The sequence below is a fragment of the Lancefieldella sp. genome (assembly GCF_057237245.1).
In genome coordinates this window covers 194,699-218,534 of the sequence record NZ_DBHHJM010000001.1, presented here as the reverse complement: position 1 = coordinate 218,534, position 23,836 = coordinate 194,699, and the positions used below count along the sequence as shown (strand labels likewise).

Sequence of the window (23,836 nt, the reverse complement as noted above, 5' to 3'; positions counted from 1 at the left end):
TCCTGGTAGAGATTACAAAAAGTTGCAATGGCGCAACGTTTCTAGCAGGTTGGCAAAGGTATTCGGATAGTCTGCCGATCATCGTCATCGGTAGTTATGGTGTGTTTGAAAGGAGGAGTTAAGATGGATGTTAGCCCTATTCAGGTGTTATTAATTTTCATCGTTGCGTTTATCGCTGGCATCGATCAGTTTAGTTTCCTCGAGTCTCTTTACCAGCCAATCGTAACTGGTTTTTTGGTTGGTTTGATTCTTGGTGACGTTCAGACTGGTCTCATTGTTGGTGGTACTTATCAGCTTATGACCATCGGCAACATGCCTGTTGGTGGTGCTCAGCCACCTAACGCTGTTATCGGCGGCATTATGTCTGCAGTCTTTGCAATCACTACTAAGCTTGAGCCAATGGCCGCTGTAGCTGCAGCAATTCCATTCTCTCTGCTTGGTCAGTACGCAGTAACCATCATCTTTACCATTATGTCCCCTGTAATGGCAACTGCTGATGCATACGCCGAGAAGGCCGATCCTAAGGGAATTGCTCGTATTAACTACGGCGCAATGGCTGCCCTTGGTCTTTTCTTTGGTGTCATTGTTACCCTGTTCTTCCTGGGTGGTGCTGCATTTGGCACTCAGATCACCACTGCAATTCCAAAGTGGCTCATGAATGCACTGTCCGTCGCTGGTGGCATGATGCGCTTCGTCGGCTTTGCAATCCTGCTGAAGGTTATGGTTTCTCGCGAGCTTTGGGGCTTCTTCCTCATGGGCTTTGCAGCTGCAATCGTATTTATCAGCATTCCTGAGCTCTCTGGTCCAGCACTTCTGCTTCTTGCTCTCATCGGCTTTGGTATCGCATTCTGGGATTACCAGCTCCAGACCAAGATGAAGAATGCTGCTCCTGCTGTTGTTGCTGGAGGTGACTTCGAAGATGGCATTTAATATTCCTGATACCTATCAGAACACCACTCCTGCTGAGCCACTTGATCAGAAGACGCTCAACAAGATGGTATGGCGCTCCCTGTTCCTGCAGGCTTCCTTCAACTACGAGAGAATGCAGGCAGCTGGTTGGCTCTACGGTATCCTCCCTGGTCTTGAGAAGATTCACGGCGACAACAAGGATGACCTTGCTGCTTCCATGAGTCACAACCTTGAGTTCTACAATACCCACCCATTCTTGGTCACTTTTGTTATGGGTATTGTTCTCTCCCTTGAGCAGAACAAGCTGGATATCCCAACCATTCGTGCAGTCCGCGTTTCTGCAATGGGTCCTCTGGGCGGCATTGGTGACGCACTGTTCTGGTTCACCCTTGTTCCAATTACTGCTGGTATTACCTCTAACATGGCAATTTCCGGCAATGTCTTTGCACCATTCTTGTTCCTTATCATCTTCAACATCGCACAGTTTGCTGTACGTTATTGGCTGATGAACCTTTCTTACAAGATGGGTACTGACGCAATTACCCTGCTTACCGAGAACGCAAAAGAGTTCACTCGTGCTGCTTCTATCCTGGGTGTTTTTGTTGTTGGCTGCCTGGTTGTCTGCTACGGTGGAACCAAGCTTGGCGCTGGCGCAAACATTCCTAACGGTGAGACACACAGTGTTGTTCTTTCTCAGGTAACTCTTTCTGACGAGCAGCTTGCTTCTGGTCAGTATGACAAGGCACTCTTTGCTGAGGGTTCTTATTCTGACTACAAGAAGAATCCTGAGTCCGTTAAGTTCATCGGCGGCAAGACTGCTGATGGCAAGGACGGCACTACTGCTATTGCTCCAGTCGGCAACGGTGTTAACCTGGTAACTGTTGGCGAGGAAGTCACTTCTCCTGTCTCCATTGACATCCAGAAGATCCTCGACGGCGTTTGCCCAAAGCTTATCCCACTGGCTCTTACCCTTTGTCTGTACTACCTCATGGCAAAGCGTAACTGGACTCCAATTATGTGCATCTGCCTGCTTCTGGTAATTGCACTTCTTGGTTCTGGCTTTGGCGTTCTCCCATATATTTGGGGTTAAGTAAGTGTGACGGGTGTCCACTTAGTGGGCACCCGTCTTTTATAGGAGAGTTTTGATGACAACGTTTATGGGAAGACAGCCACTCTACGAGCAGCTAGCAAATATGCTGCGCTATCGTATTGAGAACGAGATGGATCCAGATGATCCACTTCCTTCTGAGCGTGAACTCTCCGATTCCTACGGACTTTCTCGCACCACGGTAAGACTTGCCCTGCAAGAGCTTGAACACATGGGGCTCATTTATCGCCAGCGTGGCCGCGGTACCTTTGTTGCAGACGTCTCTGAACGTGCAACAGACCTTATGGGAGGCTATAGCTTTACTGACCAGCAGCGTCAGTTAGGTCGAGTTCCTAAGACAACTATTCTGGAGTTTGACACTATTGAGGCTAATAAGTTCTTAGCCCAACATATGCACGTTATTCTTGGCGAGAAACTTTTCCGCATCAAGCGTTTAAGAAGTGCCGATGACGTACCTATGATGCTGGAAGTAACCTATCTTCCAGTTTCACAGTTTTTCTCGCTCACTGCTCATGATGTTGAGCAAAAATCTCTCTACCAAATTTTTGAAGAAGACTACAACATAAAGATTGGCGTAGCAGAAGAGGAGTTCAAGGCTTCAATTGCTCGCTCGGATGACGCCACTTTATTGCAAATTTCTGAAGGTTCACCTGTTTTGAGTCTCACACGCACAACCTACAACGACAGAAATATCATTGTTGAGTTCACACTAAGCGTGGCTCGTGCGGATCAGTTTAGATACAAAATTGTACATACACGCAGTTAAATAACTGTGAGAAGGGATATCAATGTTTAAGAAGAGCCAAGAAGAGCTAAAGGCATTAGGCGCTCATATTACAACTGCCGAAATTAAGCAGCAGCCTGAGCTTTGGGAATCTACCTTTGGCATTTATCAGGAGAACCTTTCTGCAATTAAAGAGTTTGTCGAGCGTGCTCACAATCTTGGCGAGGGTCGTCGTACTCGCGTGGTCTTTACGGGCGCAGGTACCTCGGCATATGTAGGCGATACCATTACTCCCTATCTTCGTTCTCATGGCGAGAAGGGCTCTTTTGAGTTTGCGTCTGTTGCAACTACTGATATTGTTTCTGATCCTTATGGCAGCCTTGATCCAGATGATCCAACGGTCTTGGTTTCTTTTGCACGCTCTGGTAATAGTCCAGAGAGTCTTGCTGCTGTAAATATTGCTCGCAAGATTGTCAAAAATCTTTTGCTCATCAATATTACCTGCGCTCCTGAAGGAAAACTTGCTGTTGAATCCGCAGGTAAAGACGATACATTGCTGCTTCTTATTCCTGGTGCAAATGACCAGGGCTTTGCTATGACCGGCTCTTATAGCTGTATGACACTTCTTGCAACGCTTGTATTTGATAGTGCTGATGACTCACAGAAGAAGGCTTGGATTTCTGATGCTGCTGAGCTAGGTAGGCAGGTAATTGAGCGCGAGGAAGAGATTGCTGAGTGGCTCAAGAGCGATTTCAACCGCATTACCTATTTGGGTTCTGGTCCTTTTGTGGGCCTTGCTCATGAGGCTCAGCTTAAGATTTTGGAGCTTGCAGCTGGTATTAATGCAACGTCGTGGGATTCCTCAATGGGATATCGCCACGGACCAAAGTCTTTTGTCGACGAGCACACCCTGGTGTTTGATTTTGTTTCCAATAATCCTTATACGCGTCAATATGATCTGGATATTCTTGACGAGATTAAGGGAGACCAGATTGCTGCTCTGACTATTGGTATTGAGCAAGAGGGGGCAACAAACTTTACGGGAAGAACGTTTAGTCTTCCAGTATTTACAGAGCCTCTACCAGCACCTTATTTGGCTCTGCCTTTTGTAATGGTTGCTCAAGTGGTGGCACTCTTGAACTCAGTTCGTGTCAATAACAAACCGGACACACCTTCTCCAACTGGTCAGGTTAATCGAGTGGTTAAGGGTGTTACAATTCACTCACTATAGGAATTACTAAGAAGGACGTGCCTATGGCGCGTCCTTTTGAGAATGATTGAGGTACGTATGAGTACATTTGCAGTTAAAGCAGATAAGTTCTTTTTGCCAGGAGCAACTTCTGGTCCAGGATATTTGCTCGTAGAAGACGGTGTATTTGGCCACTTTACTAAAGAGAAGCCAGAGTGTGAGATTGTTGACCGCACTGGTTCTTGGGTGGCTCCTGGCCTTGTTGATACCCATATCCATGGCTTCCTGGACCACGATATTATGGACTGCGATCCTGATGGCGTCATTGAGATTGCCCAGGGTCTGCTCTCTAACGGCGTAACTTCTTGGCTTCCAACAACACTAACCGCAAGCGTTGAGCAAACTGGTGATGCTTGTGAGTCCGTTGCTGATGCCGCAGAGGGAATTGCGGCAAACGGTATTGATGCTGCTCGCATCCAGGGCATCTTCCTAGAGGGACCTTTCTTTACCGAGAAACACAAGGGTGCCCAGAATCCTGCGTACTTCCTTGATCCAGATGTAGAGGTCTTTGATGAGTGGCAGGAGCGTGCTGACGGCTGGATTGCCAAGATTGCTATTGCTCCAGAGCGCGATGGTGCTCCAGAGTTCTGTGCAGAGATGGCAGACCGCGGTGTTCATGTTGCACTTGGTCACTCCGATGCAACGTATGAGGAGGCTCTTGCCTGCGTAAACGCTGGTGCAGACATTTTTGTTCATACCTATAACGGCATGAGCGGTCTTCACCACCGTGAGCCAGGTATGGTTGGTGCTGCAATGACCACCCACGGTACCTATGCAGAGGCTATTTGCGACGGCCATCACCTTAATCCTATTGCTGTTCGCGCTCTGGTAAATGCAAAGGGATATGACCATACCGTTCTTATTACAGACTGCATGCGTGCAGGTGGTATGCCTAATGGACAGTACAAACTTGGCGATTTCCCTGTTGTTGTTGAAGGCGGAACTGCTCGTCTGATGGATGAGTCTCATAGCCTTGCTGGTTCAATCCTTCGTCTGTTTGAAAGCGTGAAGAACGTCTTTGACTGGGGTATTGTTTCTGCTGAAGAAGCGGTTCGTATGGCTTCAGAAAACCCAGCTCGCTCCTGTGGAATTGATGATGTTTGTGGCTTCATCCGTCCTGGATATGATGCTGACTTTATTGTTGTTACAAAAGATCTTCAGCTTGAAGAGACGTTCCTTGGAGGAAAGAGCGTTTACAAGGCTTAAGCAGCAAATCTTGAGTAATGCAAACTAAAGGAAGCCTATGGAGTTCTATTCCCATAACTATTTAATTCACCATGCAACAGTATTTGACTGGACTCAGCTTGTTCTATTTGGCCTTGTTGCACTTCTAATGATCTTCTCGCTTGTGCATTACATGCGTGATAGAAAGAATTCTAAGTATCGTGAGCTGGCGCTTATTGCGCTGTTCTCATTAATCTTTCTTGGACTTCTACAGCTTGATCGTGTGCTAGAGGTCAATCAGACAAGTAAGCACTATGAGTCAATTGTTTCCTCACAAGAAAGCTTCGCTCGACGTCTTGAGGTTGATTTTGACCACGTGTACGTTGCCTTTGATAGCCAAGGAAATCCCTCGTATCTTGAGGTTGACGGTAAGTATTATCACGTTTTGAAAAATACCGAGAATGACTATGTCATTGAACAGATCAATCTCATTGGTAATGACATTAAGCATGTAGAGGAGTAGATCGATGAACTTTTATTTAGAAGTTGCCATTAAATTGTGCATCGGTCTTTTCTCGCTTGTTCTGGCAATTAACGTCAGCGGAAAAGGAAACCTAGCACCAACTGCAGCAATTGACCAGGTTCAAAACTTTGTACTTGGCGGTATTGTTGGCGGCATGATCTACAACAGTTCAATTACCATTTTGCAGTTCACCCTTGTCCTGCTAATTTGGCTCATTATTGTTATGGTTCTCAAATGGTTGAGAACAAACAATATGCTGGTCAAGCAGTTGATTGATGGACGTCCTGTTATTGTTATTGATAAGGGCAAGCTGCTTGTAGACAACTGTAGGTCTATGGGTCTCACTGCCTACGATGTGTCGCTGAAGCTTCGCCAGGCAGGAGTGAATTATATCTCAGACGTTAAGCGTGCCATTCTTGAGCAAAATGGACAGTTGATTATTGTTAAAAAAGGAGAAGAGAACGTTAGATTCCCGCTTATTACTGACGGACAAGTTCAGACGAACATTCTTGAGACGCTGGACCTGGAAGAGAATTGGCTTGAAAGAGAACTTGAGCATCAAGGTTATAAGTCTGCTTCAGAGGTTTATTTGGGTGAGTATAATAGTGGAGATTTGATTATTACTCCGTACGCGGAGAAAGATCAGTAGGTTAGTAAGAGATAAAACAGTTAACCTGTTTATTTCAATTCCGTTTACGGAAAAGATAAAAAATTTTTCGTTGACTTTAATTGGAATATGTATACTAAGGCTAACTTTTAGAAAGCGGACTGTCGGAAGACAGCCCGCTTTCGTGCTAAAGGGGAAGTATGAATGCATGCTCAGATGATGAGAAGTGAGTAGAAAGGCAAAGAAGTGAGGAGAAACATGGGTTTCTCGCCATGTTTTTATACTTGGTAGTGAGGACAATCGCACGTTTTTGTTTGAAGAATTTGGCACTACACTGTATTGGTTTTTTATAGTTTTGGGAGATGTAACATGAATTTGAATCCAACCGTTTCTCGTCGTAGCGCACTTGTAGCATCCGCTTTTGGCGTGAGTGCTATTCTTGCTGGCTGCAAGCCTGAGGCTCAAAAGCAAGAAGGAGCTTCTGATAATAAAGACCAGAAGAAGCTCAGCATTGTTGCAAGTTTTTATCCTATGTACGATTTTGCAAAGCGCATCGCTGGCGATCATGCTGAGGTAACATGCCTCGTTCCAGCAGGTACTGAGCCACATGATTGGGAGCCATCCAGCAAAGATATGAAGACTATCCAGGAAGCAGACTTCTTGATTTACAACGGTGCAGGTATGGAGCACTGGGTCAAGGACGTACTTGATGGACTTGGTTCTGGCACAAAACTTACAGCAGTTGAGACCAGCAAAGACGTCAAACTTCTTGAGCTTGAAGAGGACGATGATCACGATCATGAGGAGAAGAAAGACGACCATGACCACGATCACGACCATGGCGGAACTGACCCTCACGTTTGGCTGAGCCCTCTGAATGCAAAGATTCAGATGAAGAATATTTGTGATGCCCTTTCCGAGAAGGACTCTGAGCACAAGACAGAGTATGCTGCCAATCTCGATAAGGCAAATGCAGACTTTGATACGCTTGATAGTGAGTTCCACAAGGGTCTGGATTCACTACCTAATAAGACCATTGTTGTTTCTCACCAGGCATTTGGTTATTTGTGCGAGGCTTATGGTCTCACTCAGATGCCTATTGAGGGTGTTGAGGCAGATGCAGAGCCAAATGCTCAGGAAATGAAAGAGATTACTGAGTTCGTAAAAGAGCATAATGTAAAGGTTATTTTTACGGAGGAACTGGTAAGTCCTAAGGTTGCTCAGGCAATTGCTGAGGCAACAGGCGCTCGTGTTGAAGAGCTTAATCCACTTGAGGGACTTACTGATGACGAGCTTAAGGCAGGCGAGGATTACCTCTCTGTTATGCGCGAGAACCTCAAGGCTCTTGAGGGCGCTCTCGCGTAGTGTGTTGCCAGCTTAGGCTGGATGTTTGGAGGACGTGTTGCAGGAAAGTCAGATAGCCGTTTCGCTTCAAGACGTGAGTTTTTCTTACAAGAAGACGCGCGTCTTAAGCGATGTAAATTTAGACGTTCATCAAGGTGAGATTTGCGCGCTTATTGGTGATAACGGAGCTGGTAAATCTACGCTCTCTCGAATTGTGGTGGGTGAGCTTGAACCTACAAGTGGTAAGTCACTTCTTTTTGGAACGCCCTCGACTCGGTTTAAAGACTGGGAGCGTGTAGGCTATGTCCCACAGCTCCCTTCAGAATCGGTTAATCGCTTTCCTGCAAGCGTCGTCGAGCTAGTAGATGCAAGTCAGTATGCTCGTGCCAAAAAGGTAAAGATGAGCGCAAAAGAGCGTCGCGAGCGTACGCTTGAGGCACTTGACCTTGTAGGTATGACTGATTTTTCCACGCGTATTATTAGGGAACTCTCTGGAGGACAGCTCCAGAGAGTTCGCCTTGCCTGCGCGCTGGTAGGAAACCCTTCATTGCTTATCTTGGACGAGCCTACTACTGGTCTTGATAAAGAGAGTCGCAATCATTTCTATAACTTAGTGCGAGAAGCACATGCAGCTCGAGATCTTGCGGTACTCATTGTTACGCATGATCTTGCAGCTCTTGATGCGCTGGCTTGTCGAGTTGTTGAAGTTGCTGACCACAAAGCTACAGAAATTGTAGGTAGGGGTCACGGTCATAATCACTGTGCAGTTCATGGCGCTCACTGTGACCTTGACTCTCATCATGTCCACGACCATAATCGCGGAAAATTAGATGATTTTGTTTTAACGGAGTCCCTTGGTCCTGCGTCAGATGTTGTTCAAGATGCCCAAGACTCGCATGAGAGGAGGGCATAAATGTTTGAATACGTATTTATGCAGCGAGGAATTCTTGTGGGAATTCTTCTGGGAGCAATTATCCCGCTTGTAGGCGTTACGGTTGTATTGAAGCGCCTTTCTATGATTGGCGATGCTCTCTCACATACCTCTCTTGCAGGTGTTGCAGGCGGCATGATTGCAGGTATTAATCCTGTTGCCGGAGCAATTGCCGCTTGTTTGGGTGGTGCGCTTTGTGTTGAGGGAGTGCGCCGTCACTTTAAAGATCAGTCAGAGCTTGCCGTTGCCATTGTGATGGCAGCTGGTATTGGTCTAGCAGGTGTGTTGTCTGGTTTTGTTCCAAACTCATCAAGCTTCAACAGCTTTATGTTTGGCTCTATTCTGACGGTAAGCGAGCAAGAAGTTCAGATGATTGTGGTCATTAGCGTACTTGCAGTCGCATTCTGCTTCTTCCTTAGAAAAGAACTTTTCTTGATGTCTTTTGATGAGCGTCATGCCCGTTGTGTTGGTGTACCCGTAAGTCTTATTAATTTTGGCTTTGTTATCGCAGTAGCTTTGGTGGTTGCCGTAGCAGCAAGAACGGTTGGCTCACTTATTGTTTCATCCATGATGGTAGTTCCTGTTGCCTGTGCTTTGCAGATTTCCCGCAGCTGGAAGCAATGTTGTTTGTATGCAAGCACGGTGGGTATGCTGACCTCACTTGGTGGACTTGTTGTCTCCTATGAGCTTGGCCTTAAACCTGGAGGAACCATCGTTCTCCTCGCGGTTGTTACGCTTTTGTTTATCTTTCTTGCAAAAAGAGTTGTACTGCTGCTCAAAACCCGTGCAGTGTGATACTCTGAACAAAGTGCGTTGACGGAGAGGTCTGCCGGAGCACGTTGTGAACAGAGAGGGTGTTCGTGGTTGAGAAACACCTGCACAGCGCTGGTAGAGTTCACTCCCGAGCTACAACTTGAACGGCAGTTTCTGCTCAGTAGGGAAGTCGTCCGCCTAACGAAACTAGGCTTTCAAGTGGATTGCACAGAGAGAAAACTGTGCAATCAACCGAGGTGGTACCGCGGAAATTTTCCGTCCTTGGGCATATGCTCAGGGACGGTTTTCTATTGAAAGGGTAATTACATGGGAATGTCTGAGGAACTCTCGGCAATTCGCGAGCAAGTACTTGAAGGAATTGCTAAGGCAACAAACCTTGAAGCACTTGAGAAGGTGCGCGTTGCATCAATGGGAAAGAAGGGCTCTCTTACCGCAATTATGCGTATGATGGGTCAGGTTCCCGCAGATCAGCGCCCTCAAATGGGTCAGCTTGCAAATACCGTTCGTGCTAACGTTGAGACCGCTATTCGCGAGCGTCAGCTTGCCTTAAAGCGAGAAGCCCTTGAAGCCCAGCTTAATGCTGAGGCAACTGATATTACCCTTCCAGGTCGTCGTCTGAGCCCTGGTACTCAGCACCTCATTGAGCAGGTACGTGAGGAGATGGAAGACATCTTTATCAGCATGGGCTACACCATTGAGACAGGCCCTTATGTTGAGACTACCTACTACAACTTCACAGCGCTGAACGCTCCTGAGGATCATCCAAGCCGCTCTGGTAAGGATACGTTCTACGTAGTAGACAATGCGCCAGAAGGTAAAGAATCGCACGTACTGGGCGAGTCCGACGTGCTTCTTCGTACACAGACTTCTGGCGTTCAGGTACACACCATGGAGACAAAAGAGCCTCCCATCTACATGATTTGCCCTGGTACGGTATTCCGTCCTGACACAGCAGATGCTAATCACTTGCCACAGTTTACGCAGATGGAAGGTCTTGTTGTTGACGAGGAAATCACCTTTGGTGACCTCAAGGGCACCCTTGACCACTTTACTCGTGAGATCTTTGGTAAGGACCGCGCTACCCGCTATCGTCCTCACTTCTTCCCATTCACCGAGCCAAGCTGCGAGGTAGATGTTTCTTGTGGTGTTTGCCACGGTGAGGGCTGCCGCTTCTGTAAGAATACCGGCTGGCTTGAGATTCTTGGCTGTGGCATGGTTGATCCTAATGTCTTCAACTACTGCGGTATTGATTCCGAGAAGTACACAGGCTTTGCCTTTGGCATTGGTGTTGAGCGTGTTGCAGCGCTTCGTTATGACCTTCCTGACCTGCGCATGCTCATCTCTGGTGACCAGAGAGTTCTGCGTCAGTTCTAATCATCGGCGTCTTACTAGAAAGGCAATCACATGCGTGTATCTTATGAATGGCTGAAGACGCTCGTTGATCTTCCTCAGGACCCAAAAGACCTTGAGCGCGAGTTTGTGCGCACTGGTACTGAGGTTGAAGCGGTAGAGCGTGTTGGCGCTAACCTTGACTATGTTGTTACTGCTCAGGTTGTAAGCAAAGAGCCTCATCCTGATTCTGATCACATGTACGTCACCCTAGTTGACGTGGGCAACAACAATGTGGATAAGGACGGAAATCCTGTTCCTCTACAGATTGTTTGCGGAGCTCAGAACTTTAATCAGGGAGACCACATTGTTACCGCAATGATTGGTGCAGTACTTCCTGGAGACTTTAAGATTAAAAAGTCCAAGCTGCGTGGCGTTGAGTCTTGCGGCATGAACTGCTCTTCTCGCGAGCTGGGTCTTGGCGATGACCAGAGCGGCATTATGATTCTTCCTGAGGATGCTCCAATTGGTATGCCACTTACGGATTACCTGGGCATGTCTGACGTTGTTCTTGATTGTGAGATTACCCCTAACCGTCCTGACTGCCTCTCTATGACAGGTATGGCTGTTGAGGTTTCTGCAATGTATGACATCGACACCCACATTGAGCTTCCAAGTGTTGCCTCTGAGTCTGGTGCAGATGCATCTGAGCAGGTTGATGTTACTATTGCTGACCCCGAGCTCTGCTCAAGGTACACCGCTCGCGTGGTTCGTAACGTCAAGATTGGTCCAAGCCCTGAGTGGCTTGCTCGTCGCGTTACAGCTTGTGGTGGCCGCTCAATCAACAACGTTGTTGATGTTACCAACTACGTTATGTACCTGACTGGCCAGCCTCTACACGCTTTTGACCTTGGAAAACTTACCAAGGAAGATGGCAAGTATCACATTGTGGTTCGCGCCGCAGAAGACGGTGAGCACATTGTGACGCTTGATGGAGAAGACCTTGAGCTCACGTCTGATATGACCGTCATTACTGATAACGGTAAAACTCCTATTGCGCTTGCTGGTGTTATGGGTGGCCTGGATTCTGAAATTACCGAGAATACCGTTGATGTTCTTTTGGAGTCTGCGGTCTTTGATAATGGACACATTAGCCGTACCAGCAGAAACCTTGACCTTATGAGTGAGGCTTCTATTCGCTACGAGCGTCTTGTGGATCCAAACGGCTGCGCATCTGTTGCAGATATTGCAGCAGCTCTCTTTGAGGAGTGCTGTGGTGCTGAGGTTTGCCCTGGTATTGTTGATGTATATCCAAAGGTAAAAGAGGCAGTAACTATTACGCTTCGTCCAGGGCGCGTCTGCGCCCTTGCAGGTGCTCAAATTCCAGAAGAGTTTATGGTTTCTCGCCTTACGCGTCTTGGTTGCAAGGTTACTTCAGCAGACAACGGAGAGCTGAGTGTTGTTGCTCCTACAAACCGCCCAGACCTTACGCGCGAGGTTGACCTTATTGAGGAGATTGTTCGCCTGTGGGGTGAAGGTGATATTGAGGCTACGCTTCCTGCTGCTAGAAACCATGCAGGCGGTTTGACTTCAGATCAGCGTCAGATTAGAAAGATTGGCCGTACGCTGCGCTCCCTTGGCCTCAACGAGACAAAGTCATATTTGTTTGCAAGTCCAGATGACCTCTCTAAGCTTGGTATGAGCGAAGAGGGAAGAGGCGTCCCGGTAAAGGTTATTAGCCCACTTGTTGCTGACCAGTCTGAGATGCGTCGCTCCATTGTTCCAGGTCTTCTGCGCTCTATTGCATACAACCTTGCTCATGGTGTCTCTAATATTGCCATGTATGAGCTGGGTCGTGTGCTCTTTGGACATAAGGATAAGAGCCAGCCAGATGAGCCAAGCTATGTCTGTGGCGTGTTAGTTGGACGTCCAGCAGATGATGCATGGAACGCCAAGTATCCAGCTTACGATTTCTTTGACGCCAAGGGTATTGTTGAGGGTCTGCTTGAGGCACTTCGCATCCCTAAGGTTCGTTTCCGTGTAGCTGAGCCAGAGCAATACGGTTGGCTGCAGCCTGGTCGCGCTGCTGAGATTCTTGCAGGTAGCGAGACAATCGGTTGGGTTGGAAACATTCATCCTTTGTCGCTCCAGAACTTTGACATTGAGGTTCCAGTCATTGCCTTTGAGATTTCTGTGGCTTCGCTTTTGCGTCTTTCTCAGAAAGACCTTCCTATTGTTGAGCCTCCAACCTACCCTGGTATCTCCATTGACCTGGCAATTGTTGTTGACGAGAGCGTCACTGCTGAGCAGCTGATTCAGCGTTTGAAGTCTGCTGGTGGCAAGCTCCTCTGCGACATCAGACTCTTTGACGTGTACCGCGATGCCCTGCGTGTTGGTGAAGGCAAGAAGTCCATGGCCTTCTCGCTCACGTATCGTGCAGACGACAGAACGCTTACTTCAGAAGAGGTCGAGAAGACCCACACAAAGCTTGTGGAGAAGGTTCTTCGTTCTACCGGCGGAGAAATTCGCGGATAAGCAGGTAATTGTAGTGCCAAGTTGGAACGTACATATTGCTCATGCTGACCGGCTCCTTGAGAAAGGAGCCGGTTGCTTGGGTGTAGATATTCACTACCCTGATGCATTTCTGCTTGGAAACGTTGCTCCTGATGTGCACATTGGCTTTATGGTTCCAGACTATTCTCACAAGGTGAGATACGGTCGAAGCCATCAGTCATACCCAGGAAGTTTGCCTATTCCAAGCTACAAGCGCTATCAGCGTAATTTTATGGGTGGTCTTAATCCAGCTGAATATCTGCTACAGACTGACTTTATCCAGCCAAATGTGAGTTATTGCTCAGCTGAGCAGCGCAGCTTAGTAGATCAGCGCCAGCTCAGAGAACTTATCGTGGGCATTTGGTGCCACCTTGTTTGCGACCATGTGTATAACGCTCATACACGGGCATTTTTGCGTGCTCATCATATTCCGACAGGAGAAGATGCACGTATTCGTAAGCAAGCAGATTTTGATGTTTACGGGCGCTCGCTTGATATGAATCGCCTGCCAGAAGCATCTGATGAGCTCTTTGCAGTTGCCGCGGCTCATCCACAGTATGGGTTTACGCATTCAGATGTTGAGCAAACACTTCAGGTTATACAGCGCATTGCAGAGGAGAATCGCCAGAATAGTGTGAGCTGCCCGCAGTATCAAATGCTTGATACAGAGTTTTTCTCGTCAGCCTATAAAGAGGCAGAGGAAACGCTCGTTCAAGAATTTATGCTGCAAAAACATAACTAGTTCAGTTAAAGTTATATTCTCGCTTTTCTGAGATAGGTTTTGGAGGACGCTATGGAAAAGATGGAATCTCGCGGAACATTTACGGAGTATCTGCCTTCATACACCATTGGTGTTGATGCTTATAAGTCGGTGCTGCACATTGTTAAGCGCTTTGGCAAAAATGCTGTAGTTATTGGTGGACCAACTGCAATGGAGAAGGCACGTCCAAAGCTTGAGGCCGCACTTGCCGGTTCTGAGGTTTCTATCTCCTCCTGGATTTCTTACGGCACTAACTCTACGCACGCAAATGCCAAGAGGATTGCAGCAATGCCTGAGGTTATTGCTGCTGATATGCTCTTCCTTGTTGGTGGCGGTCGCGCAATTGATGAGGGTAAAGAGATTGCAACCATCCTGGACAAGCCATACTTTACCTTCCCAACACTTGCTTCTAACTGCGCTCCTGTAACAAGAATTGCTGTTTTCTATAAAGAAGATGGCTCTGCAGATACGTACTTCATTCCTGCTGAGCTGCCTGTTCATACCTTTATTGATACGCAGATTATTGCAGAGAGCCCTGATGAGTACTTCTGGGCAGGAATTGGCGATGCCTTCTCTAAGGGTCCTGAGGTTGAACTTTCTTCCAGAGAAGTTGAGCTGCTCCACAGCCCTCTTATGGGACGAGCCCTTGCCGCAGGTGCCTGCATTGAGCCTCTGTTTGATAACGCAGAGCAGGCGCTGGCAGATAAGCGCGCTGGTGTTGTCTCTGAGGCGTTTGAGAACGTTGTTCTGAACATCATTATTACCGCTGGCGTGGTGTCTAACATGACAACCAATATTGGTGCAGAGCGCGGCGCGTATTACTTTAATTCCTCTACCGCTCATGCCTTCTACAATGCCTTTACTGCTCTGGGCGAGCGCGGCGAGAAACACCTTCATGGTGAGGTTGTTTCCTTTGGTACCTGCGTTTTGTATGCCTTTGACGGCAACCTTAAGGCACTTGAGGAGCAGGTGGCGCTTAATAGAAAGCTTGGTCTCCCAACCACCTTGGCCGATCTGGACATTACTCCAGAATCAGTTGACGCTGACCTGGACATCATTGTTGAGCGAGCTCAGAAGACCAACGAGTGGGGTCGCGCTCCTTATGGCTTTACAACTGATCGTTTCCGCCAGGCAATTCTTGATACCGATGCATACGGTAGGGCAGTTGCTTCTGGCGAGAAGGACCAAGAGACAGCAGCTCTTGATGTAATTGCTGCACACGCTCCTTCAGCTGAGACGGCTGTACCACGCAAGATGTAGTTGCAAGTAACCTGAAGAATCACTGTAGGAAGAGGACTTGTAGGAGCCAGCTTTCTTAAGTCGCTTCACGGTTATATAAAAAGTTTATGTATCAAATGGCAGTTTATTTGGATAAGCTGCCATTTCTTTTAGTTGCAATTTTTATTCACTATAATTAACAAAATTTAGCACAAACAAAAAATAACGTGTACGGTCGTTTTTTATCGGTGAAAGACATATTGAGTGTTTGTTACCGTGTTTTACCTTGCAATGGTTTATCTTAGTAACTATCAACTACGAGTCTTTATGGATAACAAATCTATAAAATGTGTAGATTTCATTGGTAAGCGCGGAGGTGAGCATGGCAGAGTTAAATGCATCGTTAGCTGTAAGTGACCAGGATGCATACTTGTTTGCACAAGGAAAATGGTTCCAGAGCCACAAGAAATTAGGTGCACACCCTGCGGTTCAAGAAGATGGAGTTGAAGGCTATCATTTTGCTGTTTGGGCACCCAATGCGGCCTCTGTCTCTGTTGTTGGAGATTTTAATAATTGGGATGATACCGTCAACGTTCTTTCTCGTTCAAAATACGGCGGAATCTGGGAAGGCTTTATTCCAGGAATCACCTCGGAAGTATTGTATAAATTCCTGATTGTATCCGCTTCTGGACAGAAGATTTTTAAGGCTGACCCCTATGGTACCTACGCGGAGGTCAGGCCACATACGGCATCTATTACGTTTGACCCAGACGTGTATGTTTGGGAAGACGATGCATGGATGAAAAGGCGTGCATCGCTTAAGTTCCTGCATAGTCCTCTTAACATCTTTGAAGTTCATCTTGGAAGCTGGAAGCAGCATACTGACCTGACTGCCCAAGAGGAAGATTCTGCTGATGCAGAAGCTGCAGAGCAGGCTGAAGAACCTAAAGATTACTTTGATACCAACGTAGATGCTTTCTACACCTATGATGAATTGTCAGAAGAGCTGGTAGCTTACGTTAAAGAGATGGGCTACACCCACATCGAACTTCTCCCCGTTATGGAGCACCCTTTTGATGGATCTTGGGGTTATCAGGTAACGGGTTATTTTGCTCCCACCTCAAGGTATGGCAATCCTGCCCAGTTCAAACACTTTATTGATTGCTGCCATCAGGCTGGCATCGGTGTCATTTTAGACTGGGTCCCAGGAGGCTTCTGCAAAGACGCTCATGGTCTTGCAGAGTTTGATGGCACTAGGCTCTTTGAAGAAAAAGAGCATCCTAACTGGGGAACTCTTAAGTTTAATCTTACTCGTGGTGAGGTTAGAAGCTTCCTTGTTTCCAACCTACTCATGTGGCTGAATGAGTATCACGCTGACGGCATTCGTGTCGATGGCGTCAGTAGCATGTTGTATATGAATTTTGGTATCGACGATCCTTCTCAGAAGCGTTTTAACCATAAGGGAACTGAAGAAGATTTGGATGCAAGTGCTTTTCTGCGTCTTTGTAATGAGACTGCTCAGAAAGAGCATCCTGACGTTCTTATGATTGCAGAAGAGTCCACAGCATGGCCGCTGGTTACCTATCCTCCAGAGGTTGGAGGACTTGGCTTTAACCTTAAATGGGATATGGGCTGGATGAATGATACTCTGCACTATTGTCAGACTGATTTCCCTTATAGACCAGGCAACCACCGTCTTCTGACCTTCTCTAGCATGTACCAGTTCAACGAGAACTTTGTGCTGCCACTGAGCCATGATGAGGTTGTTCATGGTAAGTGTAGCCTTATTCAGCGTATGCCAGGGGATTGGTGGAGACAGTTTGCTGGCATGAGGGCTCTGGCGCTTCATCAGATGACTCATCCGGGCGCTAAACTCAACTTTATGAGCAACGAGATTGCGCAGTTTATTGAGTGGCGCTACTACGAGGGTATTGAGTATTACTTGACTGAGGAGTATCCAACTCACGCTCATCAGCAGGCATTTATTAAGGCTCTTAATCATTTCTATAAGAACCATCCAGGACTTTGGCAGTATGCCTACGACAACCGTGGATTTGATTGGATTGACGCAGACAATAATGAGCAATCAATCATCTCGTTTGTTCGTCACGGAAGAAAGCCTTCCGAGGACCTGGTTATTCTCATCAATTTTGACGTTGCAACCCATCAGAAATTCCGTTTAGGCATGCCTTCTGCAGGTGTGTGGAAAGAAGTATTTAATTCCGACGCAAAAGAATTTGGCGGTTCGGGTATTGTGAATACTAAGAAACTTTCCACTAAGCCAGTGGCATGGAATGGAAGAGATTATTCGGTAGAACTGTCTGTTCCTCCGCTTGGTGGCATTGTTTTAGCGTTTGAGAAAGAACTTCCAAAGAGGGGGAAGCATGGCCGTAAATAACGGACAAAACATTTTTAACGATAAACAAGACTTTGAAGAGCAGTATCGCGATAAGTTCATCAAGATTCTTGGCAAATACTATGGAGAATGCACTGATCAGGAGCGCTATAACGTTCTTGCCCACCTCATTGCAGAAAAGGCGCGAGAAATTCAGTCAACCTCCTATATTCATGCTGACAAGCAGGTCTATTACTTCTCTCTTGAGTTCCTTCTAGGACCACTACTTGAGAATTATCTACTCAATCTTGGTATCACCGACGTTGTTGCAGAGGGCCTTAAAGAAATGGGTACTTCGCTTCAGGAGCTTGCTGCTCAGGAGGTAGACCCTGGCCTTGGCAATGGTGGTCTGGGTAGACTTGCCGCTTGTTTCCTTGATTCCATGGCGCACGAGGGCATGGCTGGCTTTGGTAACGGTATGAGATACCGTTATGGTCTCTTCCGCCAGGAGATTAAGGATGGACGCCAGGTAGAGCGTACCGATAACTGGCTGGCAAATGGATATCCATGGGAAGTCAGAAAAGACGATTCTAGCGTACTGGTGCGCTTTGGTGGCACAGTTGTAAGGCATGAGGACGAGAATGGCAATTTCTGGTTCTCGCAAGAGGGTGGCCAGGTAGTAAGGGCTGTTCCATACGATGTGCCTATTGTTGGCTATGGCGCAAAAACCGTAAATAAGCTGCGTCTTTGGTCTGCAGAGCCAGCAGAGGAAGACTTTGATCTTGATGCTTTTAACGCCGGCGATTATGCCCGTGCTAATAAGTTCCGCTCTGATGTTGAGGCAATTTCAACCATTCTGTATCCAAATGACTCTGGTGAGCACGGACGCATTCTTCGCTTAAAGCAGGAGTATTTGTTTGTTTCCGCTGGTCTTCAGACCATTCTTCGTGCTTATAAGGATAAGTACGGTGAGGATTGGGAACACTTTGCAGATCACGTCTGTATCCACACTAACGATACGCACCCAGCAATGTGCGGACCAGAGCTTATGCGCCTTCTTGTCGATGACCATGGCGTTGACTTTAACGAGGCATTTGATATCGCGAGAAACGCAATTTCTTATACCAACCACACCGTTATGCCTGAGGCTCTTGAGAAGTGGCCTATTAACACCTTCCGTGAGCTGCTTCCTCGCTTGTATATGTTTATCGACGAGGTTGATCGTTGCTATAAGGAGCAGCTGCTTGTTGACTCTAACGGCAACACCGAACTTCTCGCCTCAACAGCTGTGTTGTGGGATAACACCGTTCGTATGGCTAACCTCTCTATTTTGTTTAGCCACTCGGTTAACGGTGTATCTGATCTGCACACTAACATTTTGAAGCAGAGTGTTTTGAAGGACTTCTACAAGCTTCGTCCAGAAATCTTTAATAACAAGACTAACGGCATCTGCCACCGTCGCTTCTTGGCACAGGCAAATACCGCTTACGCAAAGCTTATTACTGAGGCTATTGGTACCGGCTGGCTTGATGATGCCAATGAGCTTCAGAAGCTTTCTGCTTTTGAGAACAATGCTGAGTTCTTGGACAAGATGGACGCTGCAAAGAAAGAAGAAAAAGAGCGTCTTGCTGCATACGTCAAGAAGACAACTGGTGTTGAGATGGATACCAATACCATCTTTGATACGCAGGTAAAACGCTTCCATGCATATAAGCGTCAGCTGCTTAATGTCTTTAAGATTTTGTATCTCTACAACCGTATGCTTGATGATCCAAGCTATAAGCCAGCTCCAACAACCTTTATTTTCTCGGGCAAAGCTGCTCAGAGCTATACCTTTGCAAAGGAAGTCATTCGACTTATTCACTCCGTTGCAGACGTGGTTAACAACGACGAGCGCATTGAGGGTCGTCTGAAGATTGTCTTTATTCCAAACTTTGCTGTTTCAAATGCACAGCTTATCTATGCTGCATCTGATATTTCAGAGCAGATTTCGGTTGCTGGTGCAGAGGCTTCTGGTACCTCAAACATGAAGCTTATGATGAATGCGGCTCTGACCCTTGGAACATATGACGGTTCGAATATTGAGATCTCTGAGCTTGCAGGACCAGAGAACATCAAGATTTTTGGTCTTCGTGCAGACGAGGTCCAAGAGGTATATGCTTCCGGCACCTACTTTGCACAAAACCTGCTTAACCAGAACCCAACACTGGCTCGCATTGTAAATATGCTGACCGATGGCTCGTTGAGCCGACTCTCTGGCAACTTTGAGTCAATTCACGACTATCTGCTGATTAACAATGATCCTGACCTGGTGCTTATTGACTTTGACGCCTACGTGAAGGCATGGGAAGAACTTACTCAGTCCTATGCAGATCGTCGTAGCTGGAATGCTCGCGCACTTCACAATACTGCAAACTCTGGTTTCTTCTCGGCTGATAGAACTATCAGGGAGTACATGGAAGATATTTGGCACGTGTAAGGATCTGCATTTAGGTTCAATCGTCGTAAGACGTTGAGAATAAAGACCTCTGTTGGGGAGAGAGGAGATTTGGATATGAGCAAAAGGGAATGTCTTGCAATGCTACTTGCAGGAGGACAGGGAAGCCGCTTAGGTGCTCTGACCTCAAAAGTAGCTAAACCTGCTGTCTCGTTTGGTGGCAAGTTCCGCATTATTGACTTTGCATTATCCAACTGCGCAAATTCAGGAATTTCTACGGTAGGTGTTTTGACACAGTATCGTCCGTATTTGCTTCACTCTTACGTGGGATCAGGTAGTGCTTGGGACCTTGATGAGCGCGGTGGTGGAATTTCAATTCTGCCTCCCTTCGCAACACAGTCTGGTGGTGCATGGTATGCGGGAACCGCAGATGCCGTCACCCAGAATATTGGTTACATTGAGCAGAATAACCCTGATTACGTACTAATTCTCTCTGGCGATCAGCTTTACCGTATGGACTACGGCGAGATGCTCGCCTGCCATAAGAAGAACAACGCAGACCTTACGATTGCCGTCATGCCTGTTCCTTGGGAAGAGACCTCTCGCTTCGGCATCATGTCCATTGATGATGAGGATAGGATCACCAAGTTTTCCGAGAAACCCAAAGAGCCAGAGTCCAACCTGGCGTCCATGGGAATCTATATCTTTAGCACAGACCTGCTTCTTGAGACTTTGCGTGAGGACGCAAAGAACCCTGAATCTTCTCATGACTTTGGCGGCGATATTATTCCGACGTTGCTTGATGATGGTAAACGTCTTTTTGCTTATCGCTTTGAGGGCTTCTGGCGTGATGTAGGTACTATTGCAAGCTATCATGAGACCAGCATGGATCTGCTTGGCTCTGAGCCTAAGTTTGACATCTTCTCGGACAAGTTCCCTATCTTGTCTAATGCTTCCACCCGTCCACCAGCGTACATTGGCGCTTTTGGAGAGGTAGACGACTGTCTGGTAAGCAACGGATGCCAGATCTTTGGTTATTCTCGCCATTCAATTTTGTCTACCGATGCCGTTATTGGTGAGGGAGCGCGCGTTATTGACTCCGTACTTCTTCCTGGCGCAGAAGTTAAACCTGGTGCGGTGGTTATTCGTGCAATTCTTGGCGAGAACGCTGTGGTCGAGAAGAACGTCCATATTGGCAGCTCTGATTTGAACAAGGAGATTGCTGTTGTTGGAAATGATGTAGTAGTCGAAAGAGGTGAGCAATAATGAATAGAGTAATTGGTCTTATTACCTGCAATTATGCGTCTACTAACATGGAAATCGCCAATGATGTACGCCCAATTGCATCCATGCCTTTCTTGGGAAGATATCGCCTGGTGGATTTTCCTCTTTCAAATATGGTTAATTCGGACATTAGTACCGTTGGTGTCATCATGCCATTTAACTATCGCTCACTCATTGATCACCTTGGCTCTGGTAAAGACTGGAACTTGGACCGCAAGAGCGGTGGCATGTTTATCTTGCCAGGATCCGCTTTTGGTACCTCTCACACAGGCGCTCGTTTCCTGCTCAGAGATCTGATTTCCAACAGACCTTATCTTGAGAGAACTGACGCAGAGTATGTTCTGTTGTCCACTTCAAACTTTGTTTACAACGCTGATCTTACCGAGCTGCTTGATCAGCATCTAGAGTCTGACGCGGACATTACCATGATGACCTACACCACTCGTTATAACGATAGAGATGTTGTTGGTGTTGAGCTTGAAGGTGACCGCGTAGTCAAGACACATAATGGTGTCCAGCGCGGAGATGAAGCTTCCCTTGACTGCTTTATTATCAAGCGTGACCTGCTTATTGATATGCTTGATTGGTATAGAGCTACTGATTATCTTGACCTCTTTGAGGCGCTTCATGCTGACTACAACCGTGTTAAGGTCCGTACCTTCCACTTTGAGGGCCATGTAGCATCTATCTTCTCAAAGAACTCTTATTATCAGGCTAACATGGAGCTTTTGAACCCCATGCCAGCAAATGAGCTCTTTACCCCAGAGCGTTCCATTAAGACAAAGGCTCACGATACCGCTCCTGCAAAATTTGAGATTGGCTCTAAAGTTAGCAACTCAACCATTTCTGCAGGTTGTCGTATCCGTGGATCTGTTACCGGTTCCATCCTTGGTCGTAACGTCATCATTGAGCGTGGCGCAGTAGTACGCGATTCTATTGTGATGGAAGGTTGCATTGTTAAGGAAGGTTCTGTAGTCGAGCACGCTATTGTAGACCGTTCTAATATTATTCCTGCAGGTACTGAGCTTCGTGGTACCAGCGAAGAAATTCTTCTTCAGCGTAAAAACAATAAGAGGGTGGCGTAATAATGTCCCAAGTCTCCAAGCGTCGCAAACTTCGCGTTGTCTATGCAAGTTCAGAGGTGGCGCCTTTTTCCAAGTCGGGCGGCCTTGGAGATGTCTCGGGTTCATTGCCACAAGCACTTAAAAAAGTAGGAGCTAGAGTGGCGGTTATTTCGCCACTCTACAGCTCCATTAAGCCCGAGTGGAAACAAAAGATGAAGAAGGTCTACGAGCTTCAGGTGCCTCTTTCGTGGCGCTTTGAGTATTGTGGGCTGTGGCATCTGGTTCATGAAGGCGTTGATTTTTACTTTGTAGATAACGAGTCTTACTTTGCTCGTGATGGCCTCTATGGCTACTTTGATGATGGAGAGCGCTATGCGTTCTTCTCCAAGGCTCTGTGTGAGCTGATTGCACACGTCCCAGAGCTCTCCTGCGACGTTCTGCACTGCAATGACTGGCAAACGGCACTGGCACCCGTATTTCTGCGTGAGCAGTATCAGGGCGTCCCTGAGGTCCAAAACGTTAAGACGGTCTTCTCCATTCATAACGTCAAGTTCCAGGGCCAGTTTACTGACAAGATGCTCAGCGACGTACTTGGTCTTGCTGATATTCCTGCTGCAGCTGATCAACTGAGGTGTGACGCAAGCTCCATCAACTTTATGAAGGGTGCGCTTTGCTACTCCGATTATCTGCTCACTGTTAGCCCAACGTATGCCCAAGAGCTTCAGACAGAGCACTTCGGAGAGGGAATGGATGATATCTTCCGTCGCCGTCAAAGTGTACTGCGCGGCATCCTGAATGGTATTGATATTGGTGCGTGGTCACCTGCAAGTGATTCTTATATTCCACAGAACTTCTCGGCACGTCATATGGAAGGCAAGGCTGAGTGTAAGCGTCAGCTGCAAGAGGAGCTGGGCCTTGAGGTAAATCCAGATGTACCTCTTGCGGTAATGGTTACGCGCCTGACTAACCAGAAAGGCTTGGGCCTGATTCGCTATGCGATGGACCGTCTTATTTGTGCAGGTATTGAGGTTGCTGTTCTAGGAACTGGTGACGCTGAACAAGAAGATGCTATGCGCTTCTTTGATGAGCACTATGGCAACCGTATGGCTGCACGTATTGAATTTGATATTGCGCTTTCTCACCGTATGTACGCAGGTGCGGATATGTTCTTGATGCCATCAGAGTTTGAGCCTTGCGGCCTTTCTCAGATGATTTCTATGCGTTATGGCACGCTTCCTGTTGTTCGCGAGACGGGCGGTCTGGCAGATTCTGTAAAACCGTACAACCAGTTTACGGGAGAAGGAACCGGCTTTAGTTTTGCCAATCAAAACGCAGATGAAATGGCAGATATTATTCTGTACGCCGCCGATGTTTATAGAAACGATAAACAAGCGTGGGCAAATCTTGTAAAACAGGCGATGGCAGAGGACTTTAGTTGGCATAATGCTGCAAATGAATATCTTGACGTGTATCATTTACTACACCCTGAGATTATTAGGTATGTACGTCGTCGAGATTGGTAA

At 47.0% G+C, this 23,836-nt stretch carries 19 protein-coding genes; all 19 read left to right on the top strand.

Features of this window, described 5'->3' with window-relative positions:
* Window positions 1-123: 123 nt before the first annotated feature.
* The 19 genes from ACO5GU_RS01015 to glgA all read left to right on the top strand — a co-directional run bounded on the left by ACO5GU_RS01015 (window position 124) and on the right by glgA (window position 23,836).
* Entirely contained in the window at window positions 124-930 is an 807-nt protein-coding gene (locus tag ACO5GU_RS01015; RefSeq protein WP_012809150.1) for a PTS mannose/fructose/sorbose/N-acetylgalactosamine transporter subunit IIC, read from the top strand.
* Window positions 920-1,999, top strand: a complete 1,080-nt coding sequence (locus tag ACO5GU_RS01010; protein ID WP_475003603.1) for a PTS system mannose/fructose/sorbose family transporter subunit IID — start codon at window positions 920-922, stop codon at window positions 1,997-1,999. The genes ACO5GU_RS01015 and ACO5GU_RS01010 overlap by 11 nt, the downstream gene beginning before the upstream one ends.
* 55 nt (window positions 2,000-2,054) lie before the next feature.
* Window positions 2,055-2,783 carry a GntR family transcriptional regulator gene (locus ACO5GU_RS01005; RefSeq protein ID WP_035427929.1) on the top strand — a complete coding sequence of 243 codons (729 nt, stop codon included), beginning with the start codon at window positions 2,055-2,057 and terminating at the stop codon, window positions 2,781-2,783.
* 22 nt (window positions 2,784-2,805) lie between these two features.
* The gene (locus tag ACO5GU_RS01000) at window positions 2,806-3,972 is read left to right on the top strand and encodes an SIS domain-containing protein (RefSeq protein ID WP_484929666.1); all 1,167 of its coding nucleotides are present in this window, start codon (window positions 2,806-2,808) and stop codon (window positions 3,970-3,972) included.
* 57 nt (window positions 3,973-4,029) lie between these two features.
* Window positions 4,030-5,196, top strand: a complete 1,167-nt coding sequence (nagA, locus tag ACO5GU_RS00995; RefSeq protein ID WP_484929664.1) for an N-acetylglucosamine-6-phosphate deacetylase — start codon at window positions 4,030-4,032, stop codon at window positions 5,194-5,196.
* Between the two features lie 37 nt (window positions 5,197-5,233).
* On the top strand, window positions 5,234-5,677 hold the full coding sequence (locus ACO5GU_RS00990) for a DUF3290 domain-containing protein (RefSeq protein WP_035427927.1): 444 nt from the start codon (window positions 5,234-5,236) through the stop codon (window positions 5,675-5,677).
* A 4-nt stretch (window positions 5,678-5,681) separates the two neighbouring features.
* Window positions 5,682-6,326: a DUF421 domain-containing protein gene (locus ACO5GU_RS00985; RefSeq protein ID WP_035433160.1), complete on the top strand. Its 645-nt coding sequence runs from the start codon at window positions 5,682-5,684 to the stop codon at window positions 6,324-6,326.
* A gap of 327 nt (window positions 6,327-6,653) precedes the next feature.
* Window positions 6,654-7,649, top strand: coding sequence for a metal ABC transporter substrate-binding protein (locus ACO5GU_RS00980; RefSeq protein WP_484929662.1), 996 nt, complete (start codon window positions 6,654-6,656; stop codon window positions 7,647-7,649).
* A 34-nt stretch (window positions 7,650-7,683) separates the two neighbouring features.
* Entirely contained in the window at window positions 7,684-8,541 is an 858-nt protein-coding gene (locus ACO5GU_RS00975) for a metal ABC transporter ATP-binding protein (protein WP_484879898.1), read from the top strand.
* The gene (locus ACO5GU_RS00970; RefSeq protein ID WP_484812512.1) at window positions 8,542-9,354 is read left to right on the top strand and encodes a metal ABC transporter permease; all 813 of its coding nucleotides are present in this window, start codon (window positions 8,542-8,544) and stop codon (window positions 9,352-9,354) included.
* 285 nt (window positions 9,355-9,639) lie between these two features.
* Complete coding sequence (pheS, locus tag ACO5GU_RS00965) at window positions 9,640-10,707, top strand: phenylalanine--tRNA ligase subunit alpha (protein ID WP_484929660.1); 1,068 nt, start codon at window positions 9,640-9,642, stop codon at window positions 10,705-10,707.
* A 30-nt stretch (window positions 10,708-10,737) separates the two neighbouring features.
* The gene (pheT, locus tag ACO5GU_RS00960; RefSeq protein ID WP_484929658.1) at window positions 10,738-13,197 is read left to right on the top strand and encodes a phenylalanine--tRNA ligase subunit beta; all 2,460 of its coding nucleotides are present in this window, start codon (window positions 10,738-10,740) and stop codon (window positions 13,195-13,197) included.
* Between the two features lie 13 nt (window positions 13,198-13,210).
* Window positions 13,211-13,957 (top strand): zinc dependent phospholipase C family protein, encoded by a 747-nt coding sequence (locus ACO5GU_RS00955; RefSeq protein WP_484929656.1) that lies wholly within the window; start codon window positions 13,211-13,213, stop codon window positions 13,955-13,957.
* Window positions 13,958-14,008: 51 nt separating this feature from the next.
* Complete coding sequence (locus tag ACO5GU_RS00950) at window positions 14,009-15,235, top strand: iron-containing alcohol dehydrogenase family protein (RefSeq protein WP_484871618.1); 1,227 nt, start codon at window positions 14,009-14,011, stop codon at window positions 15,233-15,235.
* A gap of 340 nt (window positions 15,236-15,575) precedes the next feature.
* On the top strand, window positions 15,576-17,591 hold the full coding sequence (gene glgB, locus ACO5GU_RS00945) for a 1,4-alpha-glucan branching protein GlgB (protein WP_484929654.1): 2,016 nt from the start codon (window positions 15,576-15,578) through the stop codon (window positions 17,589-17,591).
* Window positions 17,578-20,007 carry a glycogen/starch/alpha-glucan phosphorylase gene (locus ACO5GU_RS00940; protein ID WP_484894961.1) on the top strand — a complete coding sequence of 810 codons (2,430 nt, stop codon included), beginning with the start codon at window positions 17,578-17,580 and terminating at the stop codon, window positions 20,005-20,007. Before glgB ends, ACO5GU_RS00940 begins: the two co-directional genes overlap by 14 nt.
* A 75-nt stretch (window positions 20,008-20,082) precedes the next feature.
* Complete coding sequence (locus ACO5GU_RS00935) at window positions 20,083-21,231, top strand: glucose-1-phosphate adenylyltransferase (RefSeq protein WP_035427911.1); 1,149 nt, start codon at window positions 20,083-20,085, stop codon at window positions 21,229-21,231.
* Window positions 21,231-22,334: a glucose-1-phosphate adenylyltransferase subunit GlgD gene (gene glgD, locus ACO5GU_RS00930; RefSeq protein WP_035427909.1), complete on the top strand. Its 1,104-nt coding sequence runs from the start codon at window positions 21,231-21,233 to the stop codon at window positions 22,332-22,334. Before ACO5GU_RS00935 ends, glgD begins: the two co-directional genes overlap by 1 nt.
* A gap of 2 nt (window positions 22,335-22,336) precedes the next feature.
* Window positions 22,337-23,836, top strand: a complete 1,500-nt coding sequence (gene glgA / locus ACO5GU_RS00925; protein ID WP_035434797.1) for a glycogen synthase GlgA — start codon at window positions 22,337-22,339, stop codon at window positions 23,834-23,836.